The organism is Hymenobacter negativus (genome assembly GCF_017571495.1).
Taxonomy (GTDB): Bacteria; Bacteroidota; Bacteroidia; order Cytophagales; family Hymenobacteraceae; genus Hymenobacter; species Hymenobacter negativus.
Window position 1 is genome coordinate 106038 of record NZ_JAGETZ010000001.1, and the last position, 16386, is coordinate 122423.

Sequence of the window (16386 nt, forward strand, 5' to 3'; positions counted from 1 at the left end):
CGAAAAACGGCTCCGAAGAGCCGTTTTTTATGCGTAGTGAGCGTTTATCAGTTCAATATTTACCGGCTTGCTGCCTCAGCTCTTTCAGCTCGCGTTCCAAATCCAAGGTGCGAAACATCACTTTCGCTTCTAAATCGGAATACGCAGCTTCCAGCTGTTCACGCATCTGGCGCTGCTCCTGAATGTCGGTGCAAGTGCCGAACCACGCGATAATCCGCCCGTCGTCGCTCCGACGCGGCAGGGCCTGGCCCAAAAACCAGCGATAATCACCTTCCCTACCCTTGAACCGGTACTCTATGCTATAGTCGTCGCCGGTTTCCAACGAGTAGCCCCACACTTTGCGAGCCCGTTCCCGGTCATCAGGATGCAGCAGGTTATTCCACATATCCGGCCCCACACTACCAGCTAGGTCATATCCCGTGTAATCAATCCAGCGCTGATTAAAGTAGGTATGAAACCCATTGGGGTCAGTAATCCAGACCAACTGAGGAATCATATCAGCCAGAAATGTAAACTGCTCTGGCCCAACCAAACCCTGCGCAATGCCGGCAGGCAACGCGTCAGCGGGCAACGGATTAATAGGAGAAGAATTATTCACGAACAAACGAGAATTTAAGGTTCGGAAAGAAAGAATCAGGCGCGGTCAAGCTGCATTTCCATGCCCGACGCAAAATACAGGTTCAGCTGGCTGCGCAGGCCATCGGCCGAGCGGCGAAGGCGCGTCACCAGGGCCCGGGTAGCCTCATCCGGCAACTCGAAGCTTAGGTACGGCCGGTTCAGAATTTCATCGCGCATCACGGCCCACTGGCCGGTTTGGCTGGAGCCGGGCGGGATGGGCATGGCTTCCAGCTGGCCCGGAGCCAACACCAAGCGCGTGGCCAATGCCAGCGGGCTGCCAGGGTCGTTGTGATTCAGCACGCGGTTGGCTACCTGCCATTCGCCGCCAAAATACTCGTCGGGTGATTGTTGTAAATTTATATCCAGCAGCAAATCTGACATACAGAAGAATAAAGCAGCCTAAAGGCAACAACTTAACGAGTAAAGCGAGTAACAGTTATCGAATTGATTACCTAAAGTGAATTTTTAATCATTTTTTAATCATTCACTCCCACTTTTATTTACTGCCGGGGTTAACCCGAATTGTAGCAACTGCGTTCCTAGCGCAGCCAATAATTTCCGGACCTCATCCGGTGCGTCATCGAATGAAAAAACCACGCTTTCTGCCTGCGCTCATCGACGCGGCACGTTTCACCGGGCTTGCCGCCTGGCAAACTGGCCGCCTGTTTCGGCAGCTAGCCGCCCGTGCGCTCGATAGTGTGCAGGATGTGCTACGGGCTGAAGTAGAAAAAGGCAACCTGAAGCTGGTAGCCGACTTCCTGGCCGATAAAGCCCTGCCTGCCGCTCGGGTACTGCTGGTGGAGCAGATGACCACGCGCCTGTTGCTTCGCCTGGGCCTGCGCGGCGCACTCGCGTCTAATGTAGTAGGCTGGGTGCTGCCCTTCGTTATCGAAAAGCTGCTTGTAGCTGGCAACAAAAGTGGCCTGTTTGATAAGTTAAAAGCCAACCCTACCATCAGCGAGGCGCTCGACAAACTCGATGAGCTTCGCAGCGCTACTTGGCGTATGCTGGTCCCCGACCCTGGTAGCAGCGTCGAAGTGGTGGATGACGAGGATGCGCAAATACCCCGCTTACCTCTGCTTTTAGCCGCCCCCACCAATAGCCTCAGCAAACAGCCAAAGTAGGCTTACGACACTGCTAGATGTCGTTTTAAGCCTGGATATTTACCACAATCGATTGCGGTCCCTAGCCAAAAAAAGCCACCTCACCCGAGATGGCTCTTTCAAAACCGGGGCGCGGCGAGAATTCCCACCCAACACCGGACCCGATTCCGTCCGCTGACGACTTACCGGCTGAACAAAAGTTCGCGGTACTTCACCAGAGGCCAGTCCTCGTCGGCCACCATGCGCTCCAGCTTGTCAACTGCGCGGCGAATGGGGTCGAATTTTGGTTTAATCTCATCGCAATACGCTACCGCCAGCTCGCGGGCGTCTCCGATTTTATTTGCTTGCTTACGTGCTTCGGTCATCTCATCCACGTTGGTTTTGATGGTCGAAACGTGACGCGAAATGTCTTTAATCATGTCTACCGTTACCTGGCTCAGTTCGTCGTCGAGGCCCAGTTCGCGCAGGCCACGCACGTTGTTTACGAGTTTGGTCTGGTAAGCCAGGGCCGTCGGAATAACGTGGTTAACGGCAAGGTCACCAAGTACCCGGCTCTCAATCTGAATTTTCTTCTGATATTCTTCCAGTAAAATCTCGTGGCGGGCATGCAACTCGACATGCGAGAAGATGCCATGACGGGCAAAAAGTTCCGCAGCGTCGTCACGAACCAGTGCATCCAGGGCCTGCGGCGTGGTAGCAATATTGTTCAGGCCACGGCGGGCAGCTTCTTCTTTCCATTCATTTGAGTAGCCATTGCCTTCAAAACGAATGTTTTTCGAAGAGATGACGTACTCACGCAGCACTTCAACGATGGCCACTTCCTTTTTCTTGCCTTGTTCAATAAGAGCGTCAACCGATGCTTTAAAATCGATGAGCTGGTCGGCTACGATGGAGTTCAGCACCGTCATAGCCGACGAGCAGTTGGCCGACGAGCCCACAGCGCGCAGCTCGAACTTATTGCCGGTAAAGGCGAAGGGCGAGGTTCGGTTGCGGTCGGTGTTGTCGAGCAGGATGGGCGGAATCTTGTCGATGCCCAGCTTCAGGTAGATGTTGTCGCCTTTGTCGAGAGGCAGCTTGGCAGTGCGCTCCAGTTCGTCGAGCACGGAGTCCAGCATCGAACCCACGAAAACCGACATGATGGCGGGCGGCGCTTCGTTAGCACCCAGGCGGTGGTCGTTACTAGCAGAGGCAATGCTGGCGCGCAGCAAGTCGGCGTAGCGGTGCACGGCCTTGATGGTAGTCACGAAGAAGGCCAGGAATTGCAGGTTCTCCTTAGGGCGACGGCCGGGGGCGAGCAGGTTCACACCAGTATCGGTGCTCATTGCCCAGTTGTTGTGCTTGCCGCTGCCATTCACACCAGCGAAAGGCTTCTCGTGCAGTAGCACGCGGAAGTTGTGCCGCTCGGCTACGCGGGACATTACATCCATTAGCAGCTGGTTGTGGTCTACGGCCAGGTTGGCATCCTCGAAAGTGGGGGCGCACTCAAACTGGTTGGGAGCCACTTCGTTGTGGCGGGTACGCAGTGGAATACCGAGCAGGTTGGCCTCTTCCTCAAACTCCAGCATGAAGCCATGTACGCGGGCCGGAATCGAGCCGAAGTAATGGTCATCGAGCTGCTGGCCTTTGGCCGGAGCGTGGCCGAATAGCGTGCGGCCGGTCATCACGAGGTCGGGGCGCGCGTCATACAACGCCTTATCGACCAGGAAGTACTCCTGCTCAATACCGAGCGTGGTGTTCACGCGGCTCACATCCTTATCGAAGTAGTGGCACACGTCGAGGGCAGCCTTCTCGAGCACGCCCAGTGACTTCAATAGCGGGGCTTTGTAGTCGAGCGCTTCGCCGGTGTAAGCCACGAAAATAGTGGGAATGCACAGCGTTTTGGCACCTACCGTTTCAATGATGAAAGCAGGCGAGGTGGGGTCCCAGGCAGTATAGCCGCGGGCCTCAAACGTGTTGCGAATGCCACCGTTGGGAAACGACGAAGCATCGGGCTCCTGCTGTACAAGCGCCGAACCCTTGAAATTTTCAATCGGGCGACCATCGGAATTGAGGTCGAAAAAGGAATCATGCTTCTCAGCAGTAGCACCGGTGAGGGGCTGAAACCAGTGGGTATAGTGGGTTGCGCCCTTGGCCATGGCCCAGGTTTTCATAGCCGAAGCCACAGCGTCAGCCACATTACGCTCTACCGTTGCGCCCTGCTTAATGGCGGCCTGAAGCTTCTTGAAATAATCGCCAGGCATGGTGGCGCGCATGGCATCCAAGTTGAAAACGCTCTGCCCGAAGCTGTCGGAGCGACGTGCGGAGGCCGGCTCTACCGTGAGGGGGCGACGCAGATTGACAAGTTCAAGGGCTTTAAAGCGAAGGATGGCCATAAGTGCGTATCGAACCGAGAGGTTTAATTAGATTGTGTTTTTATTTCGGAGGCAAAGATAAAGCAAGAATCATATCTCAAACCGAAACACCCCAAAATAATAGGGTCATTTTCGATAAATCGTCACTTTTACCAATCGTACCCCCTCTTTTCCAAACTCAACTGTTCAATTTAGTCGTCGAAAATACTAATTACCATTTTTAACGCTCCTTTTTTACCACCTTGTGAGGCGGCTATCTTTGGGGGGTGAAAAACCGCTTTGCGTTCCAGCCACGCTACTTTTTATTCTGGCTGCTGTTTTTTGAATTTAGTCGATGCCTGTTTCTGGCCTATCACTACAAGCTGGCGACGGGGCTTTCAGCAGGCACTTTGCTGCAGAGCCTTGCCTACGGGTTACGGCTTGATGCTTCGGCTGCTGCTTATATCTGCCTGCTGCCGTTTCTGTTTTTTGTAGTGAGCAGTCTGCTGCCCAAGCTGCCACTCAATGGGTTGGTGAAGGGATACAGCGTAGCTATCGGAACGCTACTGGCGGTGTTAATGACGGCCGACCTGGAATTGTATCGGGTGTGGGGTTTCCGGATTGATGATACTCCGCTGCAATATCTGAATTCGCCGGGCGAAATGGCGGCTTCGGCAGGCAGCTCGCCTGTGGGGCTATTGCTGGCATTGTTGCTGGGGCTGCTACTGGGCGGCTGGTTCCTATATAAAAGAGTGGTCGGGAAATTGCCGCCCCTACCGGAATGGTTTGGGCGGGGGCGCGCCGCGCTGGCAGGGCTGCTCTACACCGCCTTGCTGGTAGTGCCGCTAAGGGGCGGTACCCAGCAGATTCCGGTGAATCAGAGCGATGTGTATTTCTCGCATACTGCCTTTGCCAACCACGCCGCGCTGAATGCACCTTGGAACCTGATGAGTGCGCTGGTACTGCGTGGCGAGGACCACCCGCCCAAACCCTTTATGCCCGATAGCACGGCCCGGCGATTGGTGGCAACCCTGTACCCGCGTGCCGTGAGCCAGGTGCCACGGCCCGATACCACGGTGAGCTACCTCAACGAGGCAAAGCCCAACGTTCTGTTCATTATCCTAGAGAGCTTCACGGCCAAGCTGGTAGGTAGCACCGGCGGGGAACCAGGCGTGACGCCCACTCTTGACAGCCTGGCGCGCACGGGCATTCTGTTCAATAACCTTTATGCGGCCGGCGACCGCAGCCAAAAGGGTTTAGTGTCGCTGCTATCGGGCTATCCTAATCAGCCTACTACCAGCATCATTAAATTTCCGCGCAAAACCGAGCATCTCCCCCACCTGTGCCGAGTGCTGGCATCGGCGGGCTACCGCTCACACTATTATTATGGCGGTGAGTTGGCATTTGCCAATATGAAAAGCTACCTGCAAACGGCGGGATATGAGAAGTTCACGGAGCGGTCGGACTTTGCTGCAGCTGATCAAAACTCCAAATGGGGCGCCCACGACGGTGTGCTATTCGACCGACTGCTAAGCGACCTGGACCAGCAGCAGCAGCCGTTTTTCGTTACGGCCTTCACTCTAAGCAGCCACGAGCCGTTTGATGTACCCATGAAAACGAAGTTTCCAGGCAAGGACGAGGCCAGCCTGTTTCGCAACTCGGTGTATTACACGGACCGTGAGCTTGGGCGCTTTCTGCGCGCGGCCCGTCAGCAGCCGTGGTATGCCCACACGCTGCTGGTGCTGGTGGCCGACCACGGTCACGTACAACCCGGCAACTCCGCCAACCAAAGTCCTGGCAAGTTTCACATCCCGCTACTATTCGCCGGTGGCGCCCTGAAGCAGGAAGCGCGGGGCCAGGTCATAAGCACCATTGGCTCGCAAACGGATGTGGCGGCTACCCTGCTCCGGCAATTGAATATGCCTGCTACGGACTTTGTCTGGAGCCGGGATTTGCTGGCTCGGCACCCGGTATCGTTCGCGCATTACTGCTTCAACAACGGTTTCGGCGACGTTTCACCATCCGGTCAGGTCACCTTCGACAACGTTAGCCGCATGGTGTGGGAACGAGACGCGGCTGTACCCGACGCGCAGCTACAACTCGGTAAAGCCCTGGAGCAGGTTTCGCTGGAGGACTTTGCGCGGAAGTAGGCCCTCAGCGGCTGGCTCTTTCCACGATAACCGAACCGTTGACTATAATAACGTGCGGGAGGAGTTCCTACGACTGTCAATCCCAAAACTGGGGACGGACAACGATTATTTTGCGGTGCGGGTGACATCACACAACTATTCTTTCCAAAACCGCTAGCCGGCAGTGCTTAAGTAGCCAAATTTCTGACTACCTGACATTTTCTCATTATTAAAGTGGTCTATTTCGGGGTAAACATGGAGTAGGTAGCGGCGCTGACGCAGGGCTAAATTGGTGGGCAGCTCGTTGATGTTGTGGCAGCCAGGCAGCACCACCTGCACCCGCCCGGCTTGGTTGTGAACCATACTACGTGCCACACGCCGGGCAGTACGCGCAACTGACGGCCCTGCGCATCAAACAGCATCAATCGGTTGGTGGTGGAATCCTTCGGGGGTGAAGCCTCCTAGCAGCCGGCCATACTGCTCCAAGGTCTGGTAGCGGGCGGACTGGTATAGCACCAGCGGTTGCGGTCGTCCTCACTTTGCTAAAAGCGTTCAAGCAGTTGCATCCCCACTGGCTGGTCAGGCAGAGCACTTGATTGGGCCACAGCGGTCAGGGCCACAGCCACATCAGCTACCAAACAGTGCCGTCTGCGCAGGCGTATTTACTTACCTTTCCGTTCATTACCAAAAGGCTATTCTTCGCAAATGGTGAGCTTATAATACACAGCCCGCCAACGAAAAAACGCGGGTCATCCGGAGGCCAGGGTTCGATGACGACGCGGCCGGTACGGTCGGCATAGCCCCAACGGTTGCCCCGTCGGAAGGGTGATAGCCCCCTGGTGGTCCCTCCGCCGGCTCTAGTCGCTGCACCTCGCGCAGGCCGGCAGCTGGCTGGGCGATAGCTGGGGCAACCGCTGCCAGAAGGGCCAGCAGCATCCATTTATTTGCGATACAACTGGTTAATCCAATGCCAGCAGCCGGGGCCGTTGGTAGTAAGCGGCGCAATAAACGAAGTATAGAAAGACTCATCTGGCATTTGATGCCCTGACGAGCCAAAATCCACAGGCCGATAAGCGGCTGGCCGGTCGTAAATTTGCAGGATTATGACTCCTCAATCCGTTGCTTTTTATACTCTCGGCTGCAAGCTGAACTTCTCCGAAACGTCGGCCATTGGCCGGCAGTTTGAGGAAAAAGGCTTCGCTAAAGTTGCCTTCGAAGCCGGGGCCGACCTATACGTTATCAATACCTGCTCCGTCACGGACCACGCCGACCGCAAGTGCCGCAAGGTTGTGCAGCAGGCCCTGAAGCACAACCCCGACGCTTTTGTGGCCATTGTGGGCTGCTACGCCCAGCTTAAGCCGCAGGAAATTGCCCAAATCCCCGGCGTGAGTGCTGTATTGGGTGCCGCCGAGAAATTCATGCTGGTCGATATTCTGACCGATTTTAAGAAACCGGCCGCCGGGCAGCCGGGCGCAGTTCATGCCTCGCCCATTTCGGAGGCCACCGAGTTTGTGGCCGCGCATTCGTTTGGCGACCGCACCCGCACGTTCCTCAAAGTGCAGGATGGCTGCGACTATTCCTGCTCGTTCTGCACCATTCCGCTGGCGCGGGGCGGCAGCCGCTCGGGCAGCGTGGCTTCGGTGGTAGAGCGCGTGGAGAAGCTGGCCGAAACCGGCGTAAAGGAAATTGTGCTTACTGGCGTCAACCTAGGCGATTTTGGTCTGCAGGGGCCCGAGCGTGAACGGCTCGAAGACTTTACTCAGTTGGTGAAAGCGCTGGATGACGTGGCCGGCATCCGCCGCTTCCGCATCAGCAGTTGCGAACCCAACCTGCTGACGGACCAGATTCTGGAAACCGTAGCGGTTTCGGAACGCTTCATGCCGCATTTCCACATCCCGCTGCAAAGCGGCTCAGATAAAATCCTAGGCCTCATGCGCCGCCGCTACCGCCGCGCCCTGTACGCCCAGCGCGTAGCCCGCATCAAGGAATTGATGCCGCATGCCTGCATTGGCGTGGATGTGATTGTGGGCTTTCCGGGCGAAACCGACGCGGACTTTCTCGACACCTACAACTTCTTGAACGAGCTGCCCATCAGCTACCTACATGTATTCCCTTACTCGGAGCGGGCCGATACGCTGGCGCCCACCCTGCCCGGCCGCGTGCAAGACAGGGTGCGTCACGAGCGCACCACCCAGTTGCGTAGCCTCTCCGAGAAGAAAAAGCGCTTCTTCTACGAGCAGCACCTAAGCCTGGAAACTGAAGTGCTGTTTGAAGACGATATAACCGATGGCCGCATGGAAGGCTTCACGCCCAACTACATCCGCGTGACCGCCAAATACGACCCCTTGCTGGTAGGCGAAATGAAAACCCTGCGCCTGACCGGCATAAATGCCCTGGGCCTGATGGAAGCCGAGGAAGTGGGAATACTCGTCTAAACCACGGATTTGAGCGGATTTTTCGGATTTTGTGGACGATTCGAGAGCTAGTATTTAGAGCACATAAAAAAACGCCCGGTTCTACCGGGCGTTTTTGTTTAGGAATAATTTATTTGAAGGAACACATCGTCCACAAAATCCGTGAAATCCGAAAAATCCGCTCAAATTCGTGGTTCAGACCATTGCCTGCCGGGCCATCGCCAGCATCTCGCGAAGCATCTGCTGCTGCTCTAATAGGTGCTGGTTGCGCAGTTCGGCCATTGCCAATTGGTGTTGTAAGTGTTGCGCATGAATTGCAGCGGCCACGTAGGCTTCCGGATTCACACCGGCCATTGGAATTGAAACTGCCGACGCTGGGGGTGGTGTTGGTGGAGCCACTGTTGGTGCTTGCAAAGGCGTTACGGTAGGCGCTGGCGGAGCGGGTGGGGCCGTAGCGGCAGGCTCCGCAACTGGAATTGAAGCGACCTCAGCAGTTGGAGAAGCTGCTGAAGCTGGGCCGACTGGTGGGACGGGCGCAGTTGTTATTTGCGGAATTTCTTTTGGTACTGGTGTCTCCTCTGGTGCTGGCGCAACGGCACGAGCAGTCTGATTAGCAGCGGAAGCGAGCGCCAGCGTAGCCGCAATTTCGGCGGGCTGGAGTCGGCTGCCCGCCACGCCGGGGCTGGGGCGGCGGGAAGTTGGCAACTCAACATCTGACAAATCAATGGGCTCCAAAAGCTCCTCAACAGCAGGGGGTTTTACGCTTGAAACGGGCTTGGGAGTTGGCTCACCACTCACCAACATGGGGCCCCGACCTAACAACAGCCAGTCTCTCGACACATTTGGGTATATCTCAAAAACTTTACAAAGCAGGTCATACCCCGGTTTGTTACGGCCGTCGATGAGGTGCTGTACCACGCTAGCCGTCTTGCCCAAAGAGATAGCAAAACTGTTCTTAGTCAGACCAAACTGTTGAATAAGCTGCGCAAAGCGCTGGTCGATGGGAACGATAGAAGTGACAGGAGCAGCCATTTGCACAAATGAGTATTTGTGCAAATGTATCATTTTCATGGTTAGCTACAACTTTTGCTTAGCAGTTCTGCCAGTCTTGGTTACCGGCACCAGCAAGCCACGTGGTTGCACCCTTGCATATGGAAAATGATAGGTAGGGTCGAGGTCAAGAGTTTGGATGACGTGTGGTAATACCGGGCCATAGTACAGTTGTAGTTCCCGTGGGGTGAGGGCAAAGTTTTTCAAACTGGGCTCCGTGGCCCGTTCTTTATCCATTGGTCCAGGGTCACTCTGAAACCGCACCTGCTTTGTAATCTTATCCCACGAATAGAGCCCAATTACCAACCCGATATCGGCTGAGTCTACTTTATCCGCCGCCATCTCATTTAATGTTTCGGCGAAGCGCCGGTTGATTGCCCGATGCATCCGCTGCCGTAGCTGCGCGGGAGGGTCAGCCACCACGTCGGCTAATGACAACTGCCGGCCGGTGCGCAAGTCGAAGGTGAGGTGGTCGGTGCCTTCTCACGTGTATGCTCCGGTGTATTCACAAAACAGCGCCAGCGACAACAGGCCGTGCTCATTGAGCAGCACCTTATAGCCACAACCAGTCAGCCATGGCCTCCTCGCTGCCAGCTTTGCGTTTCAACATCCCAGCCGAAATCCTTAGCTGCTGGCCGTAACACCTGAGCTATGGGAGTAGTTGTGACCAGGTCGTCTCCGCCAAAGATGTGATTTACGATGCTGCGATTAATGCGCTGGCTTGTAGCTGCGTTAGTCAGCCGCACCTGCGGCACCTCAAATCGGTGCAATCCACCAGCCTCAGTAGCGGTAACGAGCCCGGCGCGCAAATGGGATACACTTTGCGCGTAATCAGGCGGAGGCATAACTACTGCCAGCAATGCGAACCACCACTGTTTGACATCCATAACGTCTGGGACTAGTTGATTGGCTACTCGTAGCGCAACGAGTCAATGGGGTCGAGCGCCGCGGCTTTGCTGGCAGGATAATAGCCCGACGCCAATCCCACGCCCACGCAGATTACCAGCCCAACCACCATCCAAATCCAAGGCACAAGGAAAGCTCCGGACCCCACAAACTTGGCTACCAGGTTTCCACTAAGTACGCCGAGGATGATACCAACCGTGCCGCCCAGCAGGCAAATCACAATAGCTTCAATCAGAAATTGCAGCCGTATTTGCTTGGCCGTAGCGCCCAGCGCCTTGCGAATTCCGATTTCGCGGGTGCGCTCCGTCACCGAAACCAGCATGATGTTCATCAGGGCAATGCTGGCGCCCAGCAGCGCGGTGAAGGCCATGATGCTGCCGCCGGCTCGCACTTTGCCCGAAATAGATTCCAAATCATTAGCCAGCGACTCGCTGCTTTCGACCACGAAGCTATCTTCCTGTCCCAGCTTGTCGTGGCGCACGGCGCGCATTACGCCGGTGGCCTGGCCCATGAGAAAATTAAGCTCACCATGTTTGTCGGTGGCTGTTTTCACGTCGAAGGTGAGGGCGCGCTGACGCGGCATGTGGTTCCCGGTTTCGAGGGGCAAAAGGGCAATGCGGTCGGCTCCGCCCCCACCGCCGGCCCCACTGCCGCTTTTTTCGAGTAGTCCAACTATCAGGAATCGGCGGCCCATGGCCATTACATACTTGCCTATCGGGGTTTGCTTGGGAAACAGCTTGAGTTTGATTTCATCGCCCACCACCATCACATTGGCCCCGCTGTTCAGCTCGGCCTGGGAGAAGATACGGCCTTCGGCCAGGTTGAATCCTTCAATTTTCAGGTAGTTCTCATCGCCCGCAATCACCTGCATGTTGGGATTGGTTTTGATGCCGGCGGCCTTCATTTCCACGGCCCCCGCAATGAAGGCCGACACGCCCACCTGGGCATCTTCGCCCATAGCTTTTTTGTAGAGCTTGGCTTGCAACAGGCTAATGGGCGGGTACTGCCGGGCCTGCACGCCGCCGCGCCGGTTGCGGTTGGTATAGCCCTTGGCGTGCAGCTCAAACGAGTTAGCCCCGAGGCTGGCAAATGTATCGGACAGGGAATTCTTAATGGCGTCGATGCAAGTGAGGATGCCCACCAGCGCCAAAAGCCCAATGCTGAGAATAAGGGCCGTGAGGATGGTCCGCAGCAAATTGGCACGGATGGAACGGAAGGCTTCGCGGACGTTTTCGAAAGGACTCATGGTAGGCGGTTTCTGAATTCTGGTTGTGCTCATTCGTCATCTTGAGCATTCTGCGCATATTATAAAGCAGCGACGAAATCCTTATCGTTTTTTGGGCAGCTGAATTACGGCAAGCGGTTCATTTGTCATCAGGTCCTGTGCAGGCAGGTGCCGGATGTGGGCCGACAAATGTGGTCAACCAGCGACAACTTGGGCCAAAGTTCGGCGGCCGGCACCTAACTTGAACCACGACCGCCGCAACCTCGTTGGTCTGGTGCGTTTCTTTTGATAAAAATGATGCTCTTTAAACGATTGCTCTTCTTCGTGCTTGTGGCGCTGGCTGGGATGGCCGCGCCGTTGGCCGCCCGCGCCAACCACGTTTTCATTCCGATGGACAACACCCAGAAAGAGTGCCTCAAGGCCTACGGGGTTGCGTTCTGGCTGCTCCAGCGCGAGGTACCCGTCGACTGGCTGCTGAACTACCGGGGTGGCTCCTTCGCCTTCGAGGCCGGGGCCGGGGCCGAAAACGAGTTAGCCGTGCGTGGCGTCAGCTATCAGGTTATCAGCGAGGCGCAGTACACTGGCATCTTGCAGGAAATAGCTGACCCGAATGCCAACATGGATGTGATGAAGCTGGAGAAGGTGCCCAAAATTGCGGTGTACACTCCTAAAGGCAAGCAGCCTTGGGACGATGCCGTAACGATGGTGCTCACGTACGCCGAAATTCCCTACACCCAGATTTACGACGACGAGGTACTGAAAGGCGAATTGCCGAAGTACGACTGGCTGCACCTGCACCACGAAGACTTTACGGGCGAATATGGCAAGTTTTACGCCACCTACCGAAACGCCTCCTGGTACCAGCAGCAGCAGCGCGATGCCGAAGCCGCAGCTAAACGCAACAACTTCGCCAAGGTGAGCCAGATGAAGGGAGCGGTTGCCACCAAGATGCAGGAATTCATCGCGGGTGGCGGTTTTTTGTTCGCCATGTGCTCAGCCACCGACTCGTATGATATTGCCCTGTCCGGCCTGGGCATCGACATGGTAGAAAGTATGTACGACGGCGACCCGTCCGACCCGGCGGCGCAATCGAAGCTGAATTTCAACCGCTGCCTGGCATTTCAGAACTTCCAGTTGGTGCGCAATCCCTACGAGTACGAGTATTCCAACATCGACATGCAGCCCGGGGAGCGCGGCCTGGGCGAGCAGAACGACTATTTTTCGCTTTTCACCTACTCGGCCAAGTACGACCCGGTGCCCACCATGCTTTGCCAGAACCACGAAAAAACCATCCACGGCTTCATGGGCCAGACCACGGCCTTTCGCAAAAGCCTTATCAAATCCGACGTCGTCATTATGGGCGAAACCAAGCAGACTGGCGAGGCCCGCTACATCCACGGCACTTTGGGCAAAGGCACCTGGACGTTCTACGGCGGCCACGACCCGGAAGACTACCAGCACCTTGTCGGCGAGGAGCCCACCGACCTGGCCCTGCACCCCAACTCGCCCGGCTACCGCCTTATTCTGAATAACATTCTGTTCCCCGCAGCCAAGAAAAAGAAGCAGAAAACCTAAACCCAGCACTACAAGCAGGCATAAAGGCCTTGGCTACGCGAGTAGTCAGGGCCTTTATATTTCTCCTAATTCAAGGCCGGAGACCAGGAAGAAACACCAGCAACACGGGCACATTATGAGCGCCATTAGAAAGCGTTGGCAGCTTTTTTAGCTGCGTTCACTTGGTGTAAGTGACCGCTCACTACTTTTTATTGACCTCGCATGAAGAAGGAAGTAACTTTAAGGACCACAGTTATACCTGCCTTCTATGTTGTTGTTTTTACTACGCTTACAACTACTCTTTTTACTCCTGGCTGGCTGGCCAGCCACTGCTACTTACGGACAACAAATTGGAACTACTGATTCGGTTGCCTACGCTCCACGCCTGAGCTGCGGCCAACGGGCGGCCCTGCGCATTGCCGTGCCGTCGGTGCTGGTAGGCATCGGTGTGCTCGCCCACAGCAATCAGTACAATGAAACCCTGTATCGGGCCAAGCTGGAGATGCAGCACGAAACCCAGGAAATGTTTCGCGGCTTCGATGCTCACGGTCTCGACGACTACACCCGCCACGTTCCCCTGGCCATGGCCTACGCCATGATGGCCACCGGCCACCGGGGCGAGCGCTCGGCGGTTGGCTTCACGCTTATCTATCTGGCGGCACATGAGTTGGACGCGGCGGTAGTGAGCAACCTCAAGCGCGTCACGGCCGAACCACGGCCCTATAACCCCAACGACCTCAGCTCCTTTCCCTCCTCTCACACCTCACAGGCCTTCCTTACCGCTACCCTGCTACACGAGCAGTACGGCCGCCAATACCCGTGGCTAAGCGTGAGCGGCTATGCTGTAGCAGCGGCTACTGGCACAATGCGCCTGCTGGGTAACAAGCACTGGGCCACCGATGTGCTGGCTGGCGCGGGCATCGGCTTTCTCTCCGCCGAAACAATCTGGCACCTCTACCCGGCGCTAACCAAAGCGCTGCCGCCACGCATAGCGCACAAGCTGCTGCTAGTGCCCACCTACCAGACCGGCGGTGGGGCTGGATTTGCCCTAGCTATTCAACCTTAATAGAGGGCTGAACCTATAAAATTGCGGGACTGGCTGTAGAATTATTCCTTCAGCGCATCATTGCGCGTGAGCGGTCCGTTAGAAAGGGTATTTTAGTCCGGTGCCTGACGCCGGCCCTCTTTCCGCCCCACGCATGGACGACCTGAATCAATCCAATTATTCTCTTTCCGCCAGCCGCCCCGACAGCGAGCCCACTTTCGAAGAAATTGATAACCCCTTGCCCCGCGCCGTACTCCGCCTGAACGGCCACGTACTGCTTGATGGACAGTGGAAATTTGCCCACGATGTAGAGGATGCGGGCCTGCGTGAAGACTGGGCCTTGGGCCATATTTACGAGCACACGGCCCAATGGCCGGGTTCGGTTGAGGAGCATCTGGCGCAGGCTCGGGGTCAGCGCGACGGCGCAACCTGGCACGACCAAGTAGTGGTGTGGTACGAGCGGGAGTTCACTCTGCCCGAAGTAGCCGATGCCCAGCAACGCTCCATGATGCAACTCACGTTTGGGGCCTGCGGCTACGAAACGCGGGTATGGCTAAATGGGCAGCTGCTCAGAACCATTGAGGGCGAAGACGTTCATTTTGGCGAATACACGTCCTTTACCTACGAGCTCGACGAGGCCAACCTCCACCTCGTGAACCGCCTCACCGTGCGCATTGCCGATACCATGGACGCCGAAACGCCCCGGGGCAAGCAGGAGTCGCACGTGTACAAGCGCGGCGGCATATGGTACCAGACCTACACCGGCGCCGTGCGCAGCGTGTGGCTGGAAGTGGTGGAACGCAACCGTCTGCGCTCCCGTGTGGGCGTGGTGAGCGTAGTAGAAGACCAGCTCGTGCGCTTCAACCTGACGCTACGCATCCACGATGCCGGCAACTATGTTATACGCCTTCAGGTATTTGACCCGCTTACTCCCAGCCGTACCGCGCCGCTGGCCACTTCCGACTTTCCCGTGCACCTGGAAGCCGGGCAATGGCAGCAACGCCTGGTGCTGGAAGTACCGGGAGCCGAATTATGGTCGCCGGAAGCTCCCAACCGCTACCGTCTGGTAGCCCAGCTTATTGACGCCGAAGGCTACGCGGCTCAGATTGAAACCCTGTTTGGCTTACGCAAAGTGGAAGCTCGGGGCCGCTACGTGTACCTCAACAATGAGGCCGTATACCTCGATGGCATCCTTTACCAGCCGGGTCAGGCCACATTGGAAGAAATGCAGCGCCACATGCATGCCATGAAAGCATTGGGCTGCAACCTCGTACGGGTGCACATTGCCGGCATCGACCCGCGCATCTACAATCTGGCCGACGAGTTGGGTCTGCTGCTGTGGGTGGAAGTGCCCAGCCCGCACAGTTCCACCCCGCGCAGCCGCGAAAACCACCGCGCCGAACTCATGCGCATGGTCACATTGAGCGAAACCCACCCCAGCATCATCATTTGGAGCCTTTATAATGAGGACTGGGGTGCCCAGGACATTGCCACCAATGCCGAGACACGCCAGTACATTATGGAAACCTATCACTTCATGCAGCTGGCCTATCCCCAGTTTCTGGTAGTGGATAACGACGGCTGGCACCACATTTCCTACACTGGCCGCCTGAAGTCCGACTTGCTCACGGCTCACCTCTACACGCCGGACCTGGGCCGTTGGCGGGAACTGCTCGACCGCTTGGTGGGCGGTGAGTTGGAAGGCACTGCTGCGTTCCCGCTGGTAGTGGGCGACCCGTTCTTTTACCGTCGTCAGGTGCCACTCATCGTGAGCGAATGGGGTGGTTTCGGCTTTTCGGACTACGGCGGGCCGGCCGATGCCGAGGCGCGAACCAACAGTATTCTGGCCTTTAAACAGGAATTGCGCACACGGCCCATTGCTGGCGATGTATACACCCAGGCCACCAACATCGAAGACGAGCGCAACGGACTGATTGACCCACAGACCGGCGCACTAAGCGTGCCCGCCGGCCTGCTGGCTTCTCGTCAAATCGAACATCTTCATTAACTGC

General features: G+C 56.5%; 13 protein-coding genes. 6 read left to right on the forward strand and 7 right to left on the reverse strand.

The window, feature by feature from the left end; genetic code table 11:
- Positions 1–52: 52 nt before the first annotated feature.
- Both J4E00_RS00385 and J4E00_RS00390 read right to left on the reverse strand, forming a co-directional pair.
- Positions 53–598: a PAS domain-containing protein gene (locus J4E00_RS00385; RefSeq protein WP_208173026.1), complete on the reverse strand. Its 546-nt coding sequence runs from the start codon at positions 596–598 to the stop codon at positions 53–55.
- Positions 599–633: 35 nt separating this feature from the next.
- A complete protein-coding gene (locus J4E00_RS00390; RefSeq protein WP_208173027.1) occupies positions 634–999 on the reverse strand; it encodes a hypothetical protein in 366 nt (121 codons plus the stop codon).
- A 203-nt stretch (positions 1000–1202) separates the two neighbouring features.
- On the opposite strand from J4E00_RS00390, the gene J4E00_RS00395 reads away from it, so the two are divergent.
- Positions 1203–1742, forward strand: a complete 540-nt coding sequence (locus J4E00_RS00395; RefSeq protein WP_208173028.1) for a hypothetical protein — start codon at positions 1203–1205, stop codon at positions 1740–1742.
- Positions 1743–1903: 161 nt separating this feature from the next.
- Here the strand turns inward: J4E00_RS00395 and J4E00_RS00400 are convergent, their stop codons facing one another.
- A complete protein-coding gene (locus tag J4E00_RS00400; RefSeq protein ID WP_208173029.1) occupies positions 1904–4093 on the reverse strand; it encodes a glutamine synthetase III in 2190 nt (729 codons plus the stop codon).
- 245 nt (positions 4094–4338) lie between these two features.
- Here J4E00_RS00400 and J4E00_RS29925 point away from each other — a divergent pair, with 245 nt between their 5' ends.
- Positions 4339–6201 (forward strand): LTA synthase family protein, encoded by a 1863-nt coding sequence (locus tag J4E00_RS29925; protein WP_208173030.1) that lies wholly within the window; start codon positions 4339–4341, stop codon positions 6199–6201.
- Between the two features lie 153 nt (positions 6202–6354).
- Here the strand turns inward: J4E00_RS29925 and J4E00_RS00410 are convergent, their stop codons facing one another.
- Complete coding sequence (locus tag J4E00_RS00410; RefSeq protein ID WP_208173031.1) at positions 6355–6543, reverse strand: hypothetical protein; 189 nt, start codon at positions 6541–6543, stop codon at positions 6355–6357.
- Positions 6544–7283: 740 nt separating this feature from the next.
- Here J4E00_RS00410 and mtaB point away from each other — a divergent pair.
- Positions 7284–8615 carry a tRNA (N(6)-L-threonylcarbamoyladenosine(37)-C(2))-methylthiotransferase MtaB gene (gene mtaB / locus J4E00_RS00415; protein ID WP_208173032.1) on the forward strand — a complete coding sequence of 444 codons (1332 nt, stop codon included), beginning with the start codon at positions 7284–7286 and terminating at the stop codon, positions 8613–8615.
- A 174-nt stretch (positions 8616–8789) separates the two neighbouring features.
- On the opposite strand, the gene J4E00_RS00420 is transcribed toward mtaB, so the two are convergent.
- The 3 genes from J4E00_RS00420 to J4E00_RS00430 all read right to left on the reverse strand — a co-directional run bounded on the left by J4E00_RS00420 (position 8790) and on the right by J4E00_RS00430 (position 11796).
- On the reverse strand, positions 8790–9665 hold the full coding sequence (locus tag J4E00_RS00420) for a helix-turn-helix transcriptional regulator (RefSeq protein WP_208173033.1): 876 nt from the start codon (positions 9663–9665) through the stop codon (positions 8790–8792).
- A 6-nt stretch (positions 9666–9671) separates the two neighbouring features.
- Positions 9672–10100, reverse strand: a complete 429-nt coding sequence (locus J4E00_RS00425; RefSeq protein ID WP_208173034.1) for a hypothetical protein — start codon at positions 10098–10100, stop codon at positions 9672–9674.
- 454 nt (positions 10101–10554) lie between these two features.
- Positions 10555–11796, reverse strand: a complete 1242-nt coding sequence (locus J4E00_RS00430; protein ID WP_208173035.1) for an ABC transporter permease — start codon at positions 11794–11796, stop codon at positions 10555–10557.
- A 276-nt stretch (positions 11797–12072) separates the two neighbouring features.
- Here J4E00_RS00430 and J4E00_RS00435 point away from each other — a divergent pair, with 276 nt between their 5' ends.
- The 3 genes from J4E00_RS00435 (at position 12073) to J4E00_RS00445 (ending at position 16382) form a co-directional block, all read left to right on the forward strand.
- Positions 12073–13350 (forward strand): asparagine synthetase B, encoded by a 1278-nt coding sequence (locus J4E00_RS00435; RefSeq protein ID WP_236049416.1) that lies wholly within the window; start codon positions 12073–12075, stop codon positions 13348–13350.
- A 247-nt stretch (positions 13351–13597) separates the two neighbouring features.
- A complete protein-coding gene (locus tag J4E00_RS00440) occupies positions 13598–14395 on the forward strand; it encodes a phosphatase PAP2 family protein (RefSeq protein ID WP_208173036.1) in 798 nt (265 codons plus the stop codon).
- 133 nt (positions 14396–14528) lie between these two features.
- A complete protein-coding gene (locus tag J4E00_RS00445) occupies positions 14529–16382 on the forward strand; it encodes a glycoside hydrolase family 2 protein (RefSeq protein WP_208173037.1) in 1854 nt (617 codons plus the stop codon).
- Positions 16383–16386 lie beyond the last annotated feature (4 nt).